This is a genomic window from Flavobacterium procerum, from assembly GCF_042431625.1.
Classification (GTDB): domain Bacteria; phylum Bacteroidota; class Bacteroidia; order Flavobacteriales; family Flavobacteriaceae; genus Flavobacterium; species Flavobacterium procerum.
The window spans coordinates 485,573-502,026 of record NZ_JBHLYW010000010.1 but is presented as its reverse complement, the minus strand read 5'-3'; the positions used below and the strand labels follow the sequence as shown (position 1 = coordinate 502,026).

The window sequence follows — 16,454 nt, the reverse complement described above, 5'->3', positions numbered from 1 at the left end:
TAAATAAAAAATAATGCTTTCTCAATTTTGAGAAAGCATTATTTTTTTTGGAATTTGGAATTTGGAATTTGGAATTTTCTATTTCAAATACAAATAATGATTAAAATAATCGATAATCGCTTTTCCTTCCAGCAAAACATCGGCACCGATAATGCCATGAACTGGTTTTGCTTTAAAAGATTCCAGAGCTTCATTTACATGTGAAAGATCGAAAATTACGAGGCTGAAATCCTTATTTTTCCATTTGCCTAGTTCCAATTTGTTTTGAGAAGAAACCTGCGTTTTCATTCCGGTTGCGCCGGCTCCAGAAGCTTTGGTTTTAGAATTTTTAGCCGTCAGTTCAAAACGTTCAATACATTCAAAACCAACACAGGTATTAGATGCGCCAGTATCTAAAATAAACGTTCCGTTGATGCCGTTGATTTTGGCTTTTATTTGAAGATGCTGTGTTTTGGTAATTTTAAACTTTATTTTTTTGTATTTCTCTATTTTGAGAATTTCGTGAAGATTTTCCATTTTTTCTATTCTTGAATCCCAAAAATAAGGCAATTACAGCCAAAAAGCTAATGATGTAAAAGATATAATTGGAAGATTTTTCGGGAGTTTCCAAAGTTCCGTAATACACGAAAGCACTCCAATAATACGGCGATTTTTTAGCATTCGGAATATTTTCGTCTTTTAGAAATGCTCTTTTGGCGTTTGAGGTTGCCTGTACAAAAGACGCATTTTGTTTGATTTCTTTATAAAAATAATCCATAAAGACAGAAGTTGTATAATCGTTGACATTCCATAACGAAAACAACAGATTTTGAGCTCCCGCAAACTGAAAGCCTCGAGCAACGCTCATGGCTCCTTCGGCTTTGTACAATTTCCCGATTCCCGTTTCACAAGCGCTTAAAACAACCAAATCGGGATTAAGTTTTAAGCTGTACAACTCAGAAAACAAAATTTCCTGATCGTAAAACTTAATGCTTGCAGGGATTTCAAAATCACCAGAAGAAGCATGCGTACTTAAGTGAATAATAGATTTTCCTGCGGTATTGTTTTTAAAATTAGGAAAAGTAGCATTTTCATTTTCAAAAAACTGTCCATCAAAATTGTGTTTTATTGACTTTAATTCATTTTTTGAAAAGCGAAGAGCATAATTTGTTTTTTCGAAAATCGGGAAAACACCTAAAATATTTTTTTTGTCATTTGAAAGACTATTGGCATTCAAATACAATTCAGCAGAATTGTTGTAAGCAATATCGAAATCATTCAACAAATAATACATTTTGGCAAAATTTGTTGTTTTGGATTCTTTTGTAATCAAGGCTTCAAAAGGCAATAAATTCAAAAGTCCGTCCGGAATAATGATGAGATTTTTAGAATCTGATTTTGCTGGCAGAAGAAGATTTCTATGGGCAAAAAAAGCAGTTTTTTGATAATGACCAATATCGTTGATAATGCTTTCGGGTTTGTAAAAAAGACTGATGAATGATACTATCGATTCGCCACACATTTGGCCAATGCAAATCGATTTCAACTCAATATGATTATTTTCTACTACAAATAGGTGAATAGTCTTAGAACCCCAAAAATACTCATACATTACCGCATTATCCTTTTTGAGTTTGGCATATAATTTTTCTAAACTAAGAGGAGTTGAGTTCTTAGTATTGTTTTTTTCTTCATCAGATTTAAGCAACAACATTAACTGATTTTGCTTTTTAATGGCTTCGTTTATTTTTGAAATATCTGCCATTTCCATTTTTTGTTGCTCTTTAAGAATAATCGTATTCCAATTCTGCATTTGCTGCAAAATCAGTTTTTGTTCTCTCGGGAGCGATTCAGAATTTTTTAAATGATCTTTTAGAACTACAGATTTAGTATGTTCAGCAAGTTTAAAAGCGGCTTCGATATAGCTTGTTTTTTTCTCTCTCTCAAAAAGAGATTTATAAATTTCAAGACACTTTTCTGTTCGGTTTCGATTTCTAATTTGAGTGATGATTTTTGAATCTTCATAAACCAAAAGCGATTGAAATAATTCTTCAATATGAAAAGAAAGCGCATAACTTTTTAAGGCATTTTTGGGTTCGTTTTGGACAAGAAAAATTTCTGCCTGAAAATCTAAAGCATCAAGTAAAACGGTTTCGGCATAAAGCGTGTTTTTATCAGGAAGAATACCTTTCTGATTTTGATAATTTTGTAATAAAGTTTTATAAACCGTTTTAAGCTCGTCTTGTGCTTCATCTAAATTATTTTGTTTCAGCAGCAGAAAAGCTTTTTCTAAATAAAATTTTGCCTTTTTTCTGGGTTCTTGTTGAGGTAATTTTTCAAAAACAGCTTCGGCTTTAGCAAAATATAGCGCCGCTTCTTTTGGATTAAGAGCAGTTTTTATTCTATATAAATTGATGTAAGTATTGTATAAGTTTTCTGAATGCATCTTGTCTTTTTGAAGCAATGGAACGGCTTTTAAAAACGCATTTTCGGCATTAGAATAATCTTCGTTTATGGATCTTAAAAGGTAATTTGTCCCTAAATTATTTAGTAAAAGACCTTTTTGAGATGGAGTTGTTTTTTCTGAACGAATCGTTTTTTCGAGCATATCAATGGCTTCCGTAATTCTGCCTGAGTTTTGATATACGTTTGATAAATTTAGAATCGCAGCAATTTTCTGGTCTTTGTTTTTTTCTTCATTGGTGATAAAATAATACTGTTTGATAATGTTTTCGGCATTTTTGTAATCGCCCAAAACTGTATATAAATTCCCTAAGGGTTTTAAGCAGAATTCAACAATATCATAATGCTGAAGTTTGTATTTCTGATACATCCTCCAAGCATTTTCATAGCTTTTTACCGCATTTAAAGTTTGTCCAAACTGATTTTCAAAGTAGGCTTTATTGCAATTAAGAATCACAATTGCCAATAATTCGTCTTTGGCTTTTGGTTGTGCGTTTTTCCAAAAATCACGTTCTATGTTTGTGAGATTTTGCAACGCTTCCGCGGAAGGATTTGCGGTAAAAAAATCAATAGCATTATATATTTTATCTTCCTGACTTTGTCCGAAAATATTCACACTCAGGAAAAGAAAGATTAAACCATATAAGTGATGTAAGTTTTTGTTAGCCACAGATTAAAAGGATTAAAATGATTTCTTAGTAGGGTATGTTCAATGACAATAGCTTCATGATTTTATTATTAAATTTATTTTATCAATTCGATTAAGTGGAAAAATCAATCTAATCTTTTTAATCTGTGGCAGAAAACTTAAATTATCTTGCATCACTTATACGGTGAAAAAAATCAAAACTTCCATATCCCATAAACTTGAAAATAATTAAAATTCTGTTCAAAGTTCATCACATAACGAGCTCCTAAGCTTGGTCCAATTCTAGCAAAGCCAGCTGTTAAATCAAATAAAAGACCTGTTTTTACATCTGTAAAACTGTTTTTTACTTTATCTGAACTGGTTGTCGAACTGATTAAAAAGTTCTCTTTATCGCCTTCGTAAGTATCAACTTTTATGCTCTGATTTTGTTCTGAAGAAACATTAATATTTGCTTGAATTCCCGCACCAATTCCGATATAATTGTTGATGTTGTATCGAATTAAAATAGGAACTTCCCAATTGATATTTTTGTTTTCAGTCGTAGTCGTTGTGCGGACTAACTGTCGTGTTCCGTTGGCATTGGTGTTGAATTGATCTGAAACGTTTGTCGCGCTATTGTATTGGTTAAAAGCATTTTCCCATTCTACCTGCCAGTAAAAACGATACGATTTAAAAGGCGAAAGCGTCGCACCCACAAAATAGCTGGTCGATTTTTCTAAATCGGGATAAAAATTATAACCTGCTTTGGCACCAATCGAAATTCCAGGCAGAAAGCGAGTAGTGGCGTAGTTGGTAATTATGGGTTCGTTTTTGTCAAAAATAATGGCCGTTCGGCTTTTGGTTTTTACTTTATGAAAATCCTCGCCAAACTTCATCGAATATTTTACAAACCCTTTGGTAGAATCTTTTTCAGTAACATTTTTCTGTTCGCTTCCAGGAAGATAAATATTCTTAAACGTAAAAATAATTTGTTTTTGTTTGATAATGGTATCGAGACAGCTCACAGTCGGTTCTTCGCCTTTTGGACAGATGGGACATTCTGGGTACATACTTTCAATCTGGAAAGTCTTTTTATCAAACATATCGGGAATATCGGTTTCTAAACGAATTTTTCGCGCCGGACCTTCACCATTATTCTGAAAACGGGTTTTAAAATTGACTCTTTTAAAACGCACTAATCTATAATTCATAAATCTTCCGTTAGATCCCATTTTGTTTGGGTCGTGAGAAGTTACGATTTCCATTTCCAGTTTTTTGATTTTGTGGTTTTTATAACTTCGATTCGGAACAAAAATACCGCGCATTGTAACTGTTGCACTGGTGTCTTTAATCATTTCTGGAGTGGTTTTGAATGTATAAAAAACATTGCGAGTTTCTCCGGGATTGGCATCGTCAAATTCTAAAATAGAGACATTATGATAGTTTTTGTTGGCTTCTAAAAGCGAAGCATCCAAGTCTTCTTCTGTAGTAGTGTTTTTGTATTTTTTTGATTTGAAATTCGCTTCCGCAGAAGCTGTAAAATTATTAGAGTCGTTAAGGTCGTTTACAGCTGCGACAAGATTTTCTTTTACTTCGCGTTCGCCGGCATATGTCCTGAAATCACTTAATTCGAAATTGTTGTGTTTGAATTCTTTTTCGTTGTAAAAAAGATACAATTTTCCGCTAGAAACATAGTTTTCGAGATTTTGATAACTTACCACAACTACCATTTCTTGTTCTGGAATCGGGTCGCAGTTTTTAATAATCGCAAAACCGTTTTGGTCTGCAATCGAAGCAATATCTTTATAATTGGTATCGGTAATATCGTTTACAGCCACTTTTTTCGGACGTGTTGCCGGAGGTTTGCCGTTGTCGTAATTGTTTGTTACGGCAAGTTTCGTGGTATAAGTTCCTTTGTTTTTGTAAACATGTTTGGGTTCTGCTTCTTTGCTGTAATGTCCGTCGCCGAGTTCCCATAAATAAGAATAACTAGGTTTTGGAGCGCCCGCAATCGGAATCAAAGGCGGTGTTTCGGGTTTAAAACTAACACGGTTTCCATTTTGCGTAAAGCCAATAGAAGCTCTTCGGGTTATGGTGTCTTTTGCTTTGGTTTGACCTATTGATATAATAGAAAATAGAATAAAGAAAATAGACAGTTGTGGTTTCATAACTAGACAGTTTTTGGTCTTAAAATCATCAGTATCAATTTCAAAACAGGATTAAATGTAAAAAAAAGTGATGAGCAAATCATCACTTTTTCTTAAAAAAAGCATTTGTAAGTTACTGAATGGCATTGATTGCAGCAACCAGTTGGGCTTCTGTACCGACTGTTGTTTCGGATAGATTGAAGGTGTAAACGGCATTGGCAGTTGTAGTCACTCCTTTTATTGCATAACGCCAGTTTCCGTTATCTTCTGTCACAAAAATGATGTGGCAAGCAAGACCAATCGGAATTTGTCCGTAATGTTCGCTGAATAATCCTTGAGGCGTATAAGTATCTAATTTTGCTAGAGCGTTTGTTCCTTCCCCATCATAAGAAAGGTAAACCGCGCTGTTTTCGTTGTCATAACCGTCAGGAACATCAACAAGAATGGTTGTTTTTGGTCTAGGGTCGCTATAAAAACGGTCGATGTTTGTCCAGCCAAAGTTTCCGAATGTTACATAATAATTGTTTCCTTCTCCTTGCACACCGCCTTTTCCATCGGCTCCTCGAGCGTCTTTCCACGCCAATTCTCCATCTTCATCAATAACTCCAGTCCATAAAGTCATTAAGTTATCATAACCATCTGTCAAAGCAGTAGGAACAATCATATTCATTTGACATGTAGTTTGTAATTCGACTCCCCCCTGAGTTGCTTTGATGAAGAATTCTCCTCCTGAAATCAATAAGTTTTTCTTTCCGTCAGCTGTAATTCCCATTGTTGGTTTGTTGGTTACCAACATATTTCCTTTGTCAAAAAGTTCGATATATTCGATATTTACTTGACCCGTTACGGCATTTCCGTTTTTGGTCAAACAGTCACCGTTGATGTGCAATTTTACTCCTTTTGCAGATGTTAAAGTCACAACACCATTTCCTGCAGTTATGGTAAAGTTCTGTGTGTTTCTTTTTACTCCTTTTTCGCTGATGCTTTTAAAAGCTGCTGCTGTTGGAGGCGAAAGTTTGATATCGTCGCCATCGCTGTTGTCGCAGCTTGCAAAAGTTGTAATGGCCAATAATAGGAGTCCGATTTTTTTAAAATTTGTTTTCATCTTTTTTAGTTTTATAAATCTGGTTTGATGTTATCAAGTATTTTTCAGATTCTGGTTATTAATTTTATTAGTAAATCAATTCGGGTTTGATTTTGTTACCCTGGTTTTCAAAAAATATTTTTAAATGCTTTTACACCGTTATATCAATTAGCATTAAAAATTGTTACCCTATATTTTTGATTTTTTTTTTAAATGACAATTTGCTAAACGAACGAATAATTGACTAAGCATATAGAGGACACGGATAAAACAGATTTACTTCGTAAAAACGCGGATTTACACAGATTTACCACTTAATTTTTTTAATTTGATTAATGAAAAAATCCGTTTTAATCCGCGTCTTCGCGATAGCGAATCTGTCTAATCCGCGTCTGATTAGACAGATTATTTAATTGATTCCTAGTTGGTACGAGTAATGGACGGTCTTTTTATTTAAACAGAAAGACATTTGTCTTCAAAAAGATTTCCGTCTTCGTCTACGGCGAGTAAAATGTCTTTTTTGCGGGAGAATTTTAAGATCAGGAAAATCCAAATTACAAGCCATAAACCCAAAGTGATACAGCTCATAAATAAATGCAGTAAATGGTTTACAGTCTTTTTTTCTTTAGATAAAACTACATACGGCAGTTTTTCGCTATACTCTATAATGACAAAACCGTTGCGTTTTTTAGCGGCGATTCTTTCATAAAACCGTTCCATTACTTTAGGGTTTCCAAATTGATACGTTTCCATTTCTTTTAATTTTTTAATGGTTTTTAAAAGACTTTTCTACGTTTATATACAATTAACTGCTGCTTTGTTACCCCTTGTTATAAAATTTTTTGAGATTCTTTTTTTAAATTAGCTGTTAAAACCTTTTTTATGGATCAAAATAAAACTCATCCTGACCAAAAATATATCGATGGACTTGCAGCCAATGATTCTGTAATTATTGAAATGATATACAAAAAGTTTGCGCCCAAAGTATGTATGTTCATTACCAATAACTCGGGCGATAAGGATCAGGCGCAAGATGTGATTCAGGAAGTCTTGATTTTGCTTTTTAATCAGGCCAAAGCCAATAAACTGACGCTTACTTGTCCGTTTGACGCCTACTTTTTCTTGTTGTGCAAAAGGAGATGGCTCAACGAATTGAAAAAATCGGACAACAAAGGGGTAACAATTTATGAACACGTTGTATCTACTAACGAATCTGCACACGACTTGATAGCTCAAACAGAAGAATTTGACGAAAAACAGCAACTTTTTGATGCGATGTTTCAGAAACTCGGAGAAAAATGTCAGGAAGTCTTAAAACTGAGTTTTACATTAAAAACGATGGAAGAAGTGGCTGCAAAACTTAATGTGACTTACGGTTATGTCCGAAAAAAGAAATCATTATGTGTAGGCCAGTTGACGCAGTGGATTCAGGAAGCGAAAAATTTTAATTCATTAAAAAACAAGTAATCATGAACGAAGAACGCTATATCTTATTTGATCAATATCTTCAAGGCGAACTGACCGTTGATGAAAAAAGCAATTTTGAAAAACAATTGGCTGAAAACCCAGAATTGGCAGCCGAACTGGAAACTTTCAGAGAAATGCATTTTCAAATGGAAAATAAATTCGGCATTGCACAAGAACGAGAAGTTTTTGCAGATAACCTGACACGAATTTCAGATAAATATTTCCAGAAAAAGAAGCCAAAAATAGTTTCGATGAAACCGTGGTATTTTGCAGCCGCGGCTTCTGCAGCCATTATGTTCGGGTTGTTTTTCTTTGACTATAAACATTATCCTAATTTTGAAGATTATAACCATCCCGAAAGTGCCTATTTTACAGAAAGAGGTGTTTCTGAGCAAACTTTAAAACAAGCTGAGGATAATTTTAACGGCAAAAGATACGAGAAGGCAGTGCCTTTTTTTGAAGCGATTTTAAAAGAAAACAATTCACCCGAAATCCAATATTTCTACGGAATCTCGTTATTGCAGACGGGTAGATATGTAAAAGCAGAAAATGTTTTTAAAGAATTAGAGGCTGGAAATTCTGTTTATAAAGAAAAAGCAAAATGGAATAGGGCTTTGTCTAAATTGAAACAAGGAAAATATAAAGAATGCGAAGAAATTCTTCAGACTATTTCTCAGGATTATGAAAACTATGATGAGGTTGAACAGCTGATGGAAGAGTTGAATTAATTGAAAAAATAGGTTTGAAAATAAGCCTTTGTCAAAGTGTAAAACTTTGACAAAGGCTTTTGCTTTTTTGAAAATGGGTTCGTGTTTTTTATACATGACAAATCATACTATTTGCTGAAAATTTGGCTGAAAACATTGAAAAGTTTTGAGTATTAATTCTTACATTCGGCTCTATTTACAATTGTAAATTTCCCAAAAACAACCAAAAACCTAACCGTTATTTCATGAAAAAAATTACCTTACTTGTTCTATTTATCTTTTCAAATACTCTTTTTTCTTACGCAAAAATTACCGAAACAGAAAAACTTACTGCCACCTGCAAAGTTTGGGGTTTCTTAAAATATTATCACCCAAAAGTTGCTGGAGGCGAAATAAATTGGGATAATCAGCTTCTGGAAAAACTGCCTAAAATAGAAAAAGCACAAACCAAAGAAGAGTTCTCGTTAATTCTAGAAAACTGGATTGATGAACTTGGCCCAATAAAAGAAATTGCACCGATTATAGTATCAAAAGAAACAAAGTTTTTTGATAAGAACTTCGATTTAAGCTGGATTAACAGTACTAAATTGTTTTCAAAAAAACTTTCAAAGAAATTAAAATTTATTGAAGAAAATAGATATCAAACAGATGAAGAAATCGGACCAGCATATAATCCTTTAAAAAATGGAAATTATTTTAAACTAAACTACGAGGACAAGAATACGAGGCTTTTATGGTTTTTTATGTATTGGAATTTGGTCGAATATTTTTTTCCGTATAAATACATAATGGATCAAAAATGGGATAAAACTTTAGAGGAATCAATGGCATCAGTACTCGCAATTAAAGACGAGGATGATTTTTATCGCGTAATGCGGAAAGTATCAACAAAGCTAGACGACAGTCATGTTGAATTTGCAGTTTATAAGAATAGTATTTTTCAAGAAAATAGAAGGTTTTTCCCTGCGGACTGTAAAATTATTGACAATAAAATGGTCGTTACCGAAATACTGGCAGACAGTTTGGCTCAGGCAGACGATATAAAAATAGGAGATGTGATTACGAAAGTGAATAACAAAACCATCGAAGCGCTTATTTCAGAATATAGAGATTTATATACAGCATCGAATGAACCTACGCTTTTAAATAAAATAAGAAGAAAAATTTTAAATGGCTTTTCAGACACTGTAGATGTGGAGTTTTTAAAAGATGGAAATTACATTACAAAATCAATGAGATGGTTTGATTATCATGATTCTCATAGAAATGAGTTTAAAAAAGGGGCAAAAAAGAAAAAGGAAAAATTCAAAATGTTGGCCAATAATATTGGATATGTAGATATGGGAATTATAAAAAGTAATCATGTTCCTGATATGGTTGAAGCATTAAAAAATACTCAGGCTATTGTTTTTGATATGAGAAACTACCCAAATGGAACTTACCAGGATATTGCAAACTTTTTAAATGCTCACGAAGAAAAATTTGCTATTTACACACATCCTGATTTCAGCTATCCAGGAAGATTTACATGGACAGAAGGTTCAACATGTGGTTCCGAAAATAAAGACCACTACAAAGGCAAAGTTATTGTACTACTTAATGAAGATTCAATAAGTCAGTCAGAATGGACGGCTATGTGTTTTCAAACAGCAGGAAACACCACAATTATAGGAAGCCAGACCGCAGGAGCAGATGGAAATGTAACCGAACTTGATTTTGCCACTTTTCATACAAGATATACGGGAATTGGAGTTTATTACCCAGACGGACGAGAAACCCAAAGAATCGGAATTCTACCCGATATCGAAGTAAAACCAACCATAAAAGGAATTCAGGAAGGAAGAGATGAGGTTTTAGATCGTGCTTTGCTTTTTATTGAAACGGGAAAATAATGGTTTAAATTCCACATATCAAATTTGATTGTGAAGACCTTTGTCAAAGTTTTAAGTTTTGACAAAATCTTGTTTTTTTAAGAAAATAACCAAAAAATCTGTGTTTCATCCGCGTTTTCGCAAAGCGAATCAGCTTCATCCGCGTGCCATTCTACACGAATTGCTATTCTTTTAATATTGTCGTAATTTTGACAACTTTAAAAATCACAGCTTTGAACACAATGCCAATTATTACCGATACTCATACCCATTTATATTCTGAAGAATTCGATCAGGATCGTGACGAAATGATTCAAAGAGCCATAAATGCCGGAATTACACGTTTTTTTATTCCTGCAATCGATGCAGCAGCAACACAGTCGATGTATGACTTAGAGAAAAATTATCCTGAAAATATTTTCCTGATGATGGGTTTGCATCCCACTTACGTGAAAGAGAATTACGAAGACGAATTGAAACACGTGGAAACAGAATTGTCTAAACGAAAATTCTACGCAGTCGGCGAAATCGGAATCGATTTGTATTGGGATAAAACCCATTTGGCAGCGCAGCAGATTGCTTTTAAGAAACAGATTCAGTTGGCAAAACAATACAAATTACCGATTGTAATTCATTGCCGTGAAGCTTTCGATGAAATATTTGAAATTCTAGAAGAAGAAAAATCTGAAGAATTGTTTGGGATTTTTCATTGTTTTTCCGGAACTTTAGAACAGGCTTTGAAAGCTATTTCTTATAATATTAAATTAGGAATCGGTGGTGTAGTAACTTTTAAAAATGGAAAAATCGATCAATTTTTAGATCAAATCGATTTAAAACACATTGTTCTCGAGACAGATTCGCCTTATTTAGCACCAATTCCTTATAGAGGAAAAAGAAATGAAAGCAGTTATTTAGTCAATGTAATTGCAAAACTGGCAGCTATTTATGATGTTTCAGAAGATGAAATAGCAGCAATAACAACACAAAATTCAAAAGACGTTTTTGGGATTTAACCTGTGCCTTACAAAACTTTAATTTTTTTTTTGTTCTTTTGCCCACTTAAAATCAATATAAATAATGCAGAAATTTGATGCCATTCGACCGTTTTATGATTCCGAAATAAATGAAGCACTTCATGCTGTGGTCAATCATCCAATGATGAAAACCATGATGAACTTTACTTTTCCGGATGTGGATGATGAGGTTTGGAAAGAGCAACTTAGGAAAACACATTCAATTCGTGATTTTCAATGCAATTTTATTTATAACACCATTAAAAAAGTCCTTGAAAAAAGTTCAGAAGGTTTGACAACTTCTGGTTTTGATAAACTTGAAAAAAATACTTCTTATTTGTTTATCTCTAATCACAGAGATATTCTTTTAGATACAACTTTGCTAAATGTATGTTTGTTTGAACATGGTTTGGTGATGACAGCTTCTGCAATTGGAGACAATCTGGTTAAAAAAGCTTTTCTGGCTACTTTGGCCAAATTAAACCGAAACTTTTTGGTTTTAAGAGGATTGTCGCCTCGTGAAATGCTGCAGAGTTCTAAACTGCTTTCTGAATATATGGGGCAGTTGCTGATGCGTGAAAATCGTTCGGTTTGGATTGCTCAGAAAGAAGGTAGAACAAAAGACGGAAATGACGAAACCAATCCAGGAGTGTTAAAAATGATCGGAATGGCTTCTGATGAAGAAGATTTAATGAAATACTTCAAGAAACTGAAAGTAGTTCCGGTTTCTATTTCATACGAATACGACCCTACTGATGTGCTGAAAATGCCTCAATTGATGGCAGAAGCTAACAATGAAGTATATGTAAAAGATAAAAACGAAGATTTCATGAATATCATCAGTGGTATCATGGGAACTAAGAAAAGAATACATATTTCTGTTGGAGATGTTTTAGATACAGAAATCGATCAGATTATGGCTGAAAACGATAATGCAAACAAGCAGGTTTTGGCATTAGCACAAACTATTGATGATGTTATTCTGAAAAATTACCAGTTATGGCCGACTAATTTTATTGCTTACGATATTTTAAACGAAACTGATCGATTTGCTGATAAATACAAAGAGAGCGAAAAATCGCTTTTTGAGCGTCGTTTAGAAATGCGTATCGGAAGTGATAATCCCGTTACTAGACAAGGATTTTTGGCGATGTATGCCAATCCGGTTGTCAATAAATTAAAATATCACGATGTCATCTAAAGCTAAAATATTGTTGATTTATACCGGAGGAACCATCGGTATGAGCAAAGACTTTGAGACTGGAGCGCTTAAAGCCTTCAATTTTGCTAAATTAATTCAGAAGATTCCCGAAATAAAGCAATTGGATTGTGAAATTGAATCAATTTCGTTTGAAAATCCGATTGATTCTTCGAATATGAATCCTGAAATGTGGACTAAAATTGCCACAATTATCGAGGAAAGCTATAATTCTTATGACGGATTTGTAGTGCTTCACGGTTCAGATACGATGTCTTACTCGGCTTCTGCATTGAGTTTTATGTTGGAGAATTTAGCAAAACCAGTAGTATTTACAGGTTCTCAGCTCCCGATTGGAGATTTGCGTACAGATGCCAAAGAAAACCTCATTACAGCTATTCAGATTGCTTCGCTTCAGGAAAACGGAAAACCTGTAATTACAGAAGTCTGTCTTTATTTTGAATATAAATTGTACCGAGGAAATAGGACTTCAAAAGTAAATGCAGAACATTTTAGAGCTTTTACAGCGCCAAATTATCCAGAATTGGTAGAGTCCGGCGTTCATCTAAAATTGAATAAACATTTATTTCTCCCAATAAATAAAGAAGCTAAACTGATTGTTCACAAAAAACTAGACAATCATGTTGCTATTATTAAAATGTTCCCAGGAATGAGCGAAATCGTTTTGGCTTCTATTCTTTCAACAAAAGGTTTGCGTGGCATTGTTTTAGAAACATACGGTTCCGGAAATGCACCGACAGAAGATTGGTTTTTAAATTTAATCGAAAAAGCAATCAAATCTGGAATGCACATTGTAAACGTAACACAATGTTCGGGAGGAAGCGTAAACATGGGACAATATGAAACCAGTACGGCTTTAAAGTCTTTGGGCGTTATTTCTGGAAAAGATATTACAACAGAAGCGGCGATTACAAAACTAATGTATTTGCTAGGACATAATATTCCGCAAAAGGCGTTTAAAGATATTTTTGAAACTGCTCTGAGAGGAGAGATTTCATAGTTTCAAAATTCCAATATTTAAAATCCCAAATTCCAAAACTAAAGTATGGAATTTGGGATTTTTCTTTTTAGTAAATTAAACGGTTCAGTTTGTTTTTTTATAAGTTATTACACTCAATCTTGTCATTTCCAGGAAAGAGAAATGGCAAAATTGCGCGTATAATTGGAATTTGGGATTTAATTTTTGGAATTTTGATATGGAACCGGACAAGTTTCCAAATCTTCTTCAGTTGCTTTATGTTTTTTGTAATACACATAAACAATCACAGAAAGTATGGCAATAACTCCTTGAAGAGCAACGGTCATTCTCACACCAAGTGAATGTGAAACATAGCCAATAATTAAACTTCCCACAGGAATCATTCCCTGATAAGCCATCATGTAATAACTGATACTTCTAGAACGCATACTAACAATGCTATGTGTCTGAATGTAAATATTGATAGACGAAGTTTGCCCCATCATTCCGATGCCGCTTAAAGTCATACAAATTAAAGCGATTGTAATATTGCTTGAAACTGCCAGAATAATAATGCTGAAACCGAGTAACAAACTAGCAGCAATCATTAATTTTCCCATATTTTCAGCCGATTTTAAATTGGCTAAATAAACGGCAGATAAAACAGAACCAATTCCGGCAGCGCTTTCAAACCAGCTGAAAGTTTCGGCATTTCCGCTAAAAATGTCTTTTGCAAAAACCGGCATTAAGGTATTAAAAGAAATAACAAACAAACTGCTGCAGGTTAACATCATGAGCATTCTGGCCATTTCAGTTTCGTTTTTCACATAATCCAGTCCTTCAATAAGGTCGTCCAACATATTCAGTTTATTTTCTGCTTTACTATGTGGCGTGATTTTCATCATTAGTAATGAAATCAAAACGGGAATGTAACTAACGAAGTTTCCAATAAAACATATATCTTCTCCATATTGATGCAGAATAATTCCGGCAAACGCAGGACCTGCAATTCTGGCAAAATTGTTCATTGTAGAATTCAAAGCAACAGCATTTGGAAGATCTTCTTTCTTGTCGACTATATCAATCATCATGGTTTGACGACAAGTCATATCAAAAGCATTGATGATTCCTTGAATAAGACTTAATGCCAGAATAAAATTGATATTATAGATTTTGAGATAAATAAGCAAGGCTAAACTTCCGGCTTGAAGCATTGCAAGAGATTGCAGCACAATCATGGCGCGGTGACGATCGTAACGTCCGATGATGCTTCCGGCAAGTGGTGCTAAAAATAAGGACGGAATCATACTTAAAAAAGTAGCAAGCCCTAATAGAAATACCGAACCTGTTATACTGTAAACCATCCAGCTTACTGCGGTTTTCTGCATCCAGGTTCCTATAACCGAAACAGATTGTCCGTAAAAAAACAACTTGAAATTTTTAGATTTTAAGGCTTTGAACATAATCTTAAATTATTTGATACAAAGGTCGGGATTATGATTTCATTAGAAAAATTAATAATTTTACTTGTTATAAGTAGTAAAACTTATCAATATGGAAATCTACCAATTGCAATATTTTATCAAAACGGCTGAGGTTTTGCACTTTACCAAAGCGGCAGAATTGTGTTTCGTAACACAATCGGGACTTTCGCAGCAAATAAAAAAACTCGAAGACGAACTCGGAATGCCTTTGTTTAAGCGAATCGGAAAAAAAGTGCAATTGACCGAAGCGGGAGCGGTTTTTTTAATTCACGCTAAAAAAGTGGTAGAAAATGTAGAAAACGGAAAACAAGCCATTGAAGATTTAAACGAAATGATTGGCGGTGAACTACGAATCGGTGTAACTTATATTTTTGGACTTTTAATTTTGCCCGTTGTCAACTCTTTTGCGAAAGAATATCAAAATTTAAAAATTGTTGTGGAATACGGTACAACCGAATCTCTCGAACAGAAACTGCTTAACAACGAGCTCGATGTGGTAATGGTAATTTCGTCGCACGAAATAGAACCTCCGATTCAGAAAGTGCCTTTGTTTATTTCGAATATGGTTATGGCAGTTTCTAAAAATCATCCGTTGGCAGATTTAGGAAAAATAGCTTTCAAGAAGTTAGACGAGATTCCGTTGATTCTGCCTGGAAAAGGATCGAATTCGAGAGAATTCGTAGAAGAATTATTCCAGAAATTCAACATGAAACCAAAAATTTCGATTGAATTGCATTCTATTCACGCCTTGCTGCAAATGGTCGAAAACAGCGATTGGGCAACCATAGTAGCCGAAAAAGCTCTAAAAGGCTGGGATGAGCTCAAGGCAGTACAACTTACTGGAATCACGACCAAAAGAGAATCGTTTATGTTAACCATTGGCGGTTATCAGAAAAAAGCGGTAAAACTCTTCATGGAAGAATTCAAGAAAAGCATTTAAACAAACTTTAAATTTACTTTTGTAACTCGATTTTTTTTGTGTTCTTTGCAGACCTAAATAGAAAGGTGTCCGAGTGGTTTAAGGAGCTAGCCTGGAAAGCTAGTATATGGGTAACTGTATCGAGGGTTCGAATCCCTTCCTTTCTGCTGAAATAAAATGCTCCCCTAAAAGGAGCATTTTTTGCTTTTGTTCGATTTTGATGTTAGAACATTGGTTGTAATACATTGATAAGATGTCAAAATTTCTGATTGAATAAACAAGAGCGTTCGTTTTTTATTAAAAAGATGTAATCGCGTTCATTTTTTATAATAAGCATTCGTTTTTTGTGAAAAAACAGTTATTTGAGTTTTTTTTTCAGTTGTAAAGGATTACTTAACAACTGCCTCTGATAGTAAAAACATGTCTTGTTGTTTCATTCCATTTTCTTTTTTTATTTTCAAATAGGTATTTGTACTTGATGTTTATTTCATTTAAGGTTATACATTGGGCTATTG

Annotated in this window: 13 protein-coding genes and 1 tRNA gene; 8 read left to right on the top strand and 6 right to left on the bottom strand. The window is 34.0% G+C overall.

Annotated elements, in window-relative coordinates:
• Positions 1 to 78: 78 nt before the first annotated feature.
• The 5 genes from ACFFLS_RS16540 to ACFFLS_RS16520 all read right to left on the bottom strand — a co-directional run bounded on the left by ACFFLS_RS16540 (position 79) and on the right by ACFFLS_RS16520 (position 7,054).
• Positions 79 to 516, bottom strand: coding sequence for a retropepsin-like aspartic protease (locus tag ACFFLS_RS16540; RefSeq protein ID WP_379684396.1), 438 nt, complete (start codon positions 514 to 516; stop codon positions 79 to 81).
• Positions 461 to 3,112 (bottom strand): CHAT domain-containing protein, encoded by a 2,652-nt coding sequence (locus ACFFLS_RS16535; protein ID WP_379684397.1) that lies wholly within the window; start codon positions 3,110 to 3,112, stop codon positions 461 to 463. Before ACFFLS_RS16535 ends, ACFFLS_RS16540 begins: the two co-directional genes overlap by 56 nt.
• Before the next feature lie 173 nt (positions 3,113 to 3,285).
• Positions 3,286 to 5,238, bottom strand: a complete 1,953-nt coding sequence (locus tag ACFFLS_RS16530) for a DUF7849 domain-containing protein (protein ID WP_379684398.1) — start codon at positions 5,236 to 5,238, stop codon at positions 3,286 to 3,288.
• Between the two features lie 112 nt (positions 5,239 to 5,350).
• Positions 5,351 to 6,322, bottom strand: coding sequence for a hypothetical protein (locus ACFFLS_RS16525; RefSeq protein WP_379684399.1), 972 nt, complete (start codon positions 6,320 to 6,322; stop codon positions 5,351 to 5,353).
• A 432-nt stretch (positions 6,323 to 6,754) separates the two neighbouring features.
• Positions 6,755 to 7,054: a hypothetical protein gene (locus tag ACFFLS_RS16520; RefSeq protein WP_379684400.1), complete on the bottom strand. Its 300-nt coding sequence runs from the start codon at positions 7,052 to 7,054 to the stop codon at positions 6,755 to 6,757.
• Positions 7,055 to 7,183: 129 nt separating this feature from the next.
• On the opposite strand from ACFFLS_RS16520, the gene ACFFLS_RS16515 reads away from it, so the two are divergent.
• The 6 genes from ACFFLS_RS16515 (at position 7,184) to ACFFLS_RS16490 (ending at position 13,578) form a co-directional block, all read left to right on the top strand.
• Positions 7,184 to 7,768 (top strand): RNA polymerase sigma factor, encoded by a 585-nt coding sequence (locus ACFFLS_RS16515; protein ID WP_379684401.1) that lies wholly within the window; start codon positions 7,184 to 7,186, stop codon positions 7,766 to 7,768.
• A gap of 2 nt (positions 7,769 to 7,770) precedes the next feature.
• Positions 7,771 to 8,496 (top strand): CDC27 family protein, encoded by a 726-nt coding sequence (locus tag ACFFLS_RS16510; protein ID WP_379684402.1) that lies wholly within the window; start codon positions 7,771 to 7,773, stop codon positions 8,494 to 8,496.
• Between the two features lie 224 nt (positions 8,497 to 8,720).
• The gene (locus ACFFLS_RS16505) at positions 8,721 to 10,367 is read left to right on the top strand and encodes a S41 family peptidase (protein WP_379684403.1); all 1,647 of its coding nucleotides are present in this window, start codon (positions 8,721 to 8,723) and stop codon (positions 10,365 to 10,367) included.
• A gap of 221 nt (positions 10,368 to 10,588) precedes the next feature.
• The gene (locus ACFFLS_RS16500; RefSeq protein WP_379686348.1) at positions 10,589 to 11,359 is read left to right on the top strand and encodes a TatD family hydrolase; all 771 of its coding nucleotides are present in this window, start codon (positions 10,589 to 10,591) and stop codon (positions 11,357 to 11,359) included.
• 64 nt (positions 11,360 to 11,423) lie between these two features.
• A complete protein-coding gene (locus ACFFLS_RS16495) occupies positions 11,424 to 12,560 on the top strand; it encodes a 1-acyl-sn-glycerol-3-phosphate acyltransferase (RefSeq protein ID WP_379684404.1) in 1,137 nt (378 codons plus the stop codon).
• Complete coding sequence (locus ACFFLS_RS16490) at positions 12,550 to 13,578, top strand: asparaginase (protein WP_379684405.1); 1,029 nt, start codon at positions 12,550 to 12,552, stop codon at positions 13,576 to 13,578. Before ACFFLS_RS16495 ends, ACFFLS_RS16490 begins: the two co-directional genes overlap by 11 nt.
• 176 nt (positions 13,579 to 13,754) lie before the next feature.
• Here ACFFLS_RS16490 and ACFFLS_RS16485 read toward each other — a convergent pair whose 3' ends face one another.
• Positions 13,755 to 14,999 (bottom strand): MFS transporter, encoded by a 1,245-nt coding sequence (locus ACFFLS_RS16485; RefSeq protein ID WP_379684406.1) that lies wholly within the window; start codon positions 14,997 to 14,999, stop codon positions 13,755 to 13,757.
• A gap of 91 nt (positions 15,000 to 15,090) precedes the next feature.
• On the opposite strand from ACFFLS_RS16485, the gene ACFFLS_RS16480 reads away from it, so the two are divergent.
• Positions 15,091 to 15,960, top strand: a complete 870-nt coding sequence (locus ACFFLS_RS16480) for a LysR substrate-binding domain-containing protein (RefSeq protein ID WP_379684407.1) — start codon at positions 15,091 to 15,093, stop codon at positions 15,958 to 15,960.
• Positions 15,961 to 16,019: 59 nt separating this feature from the next.
• Positions 16,020 to 16,106, top strand: a tRNA-Ser gene (locus tag ACFFLS_RS16475).
• Positions 16,107 to 16,454: the final 348 nt, after the last annotated feature.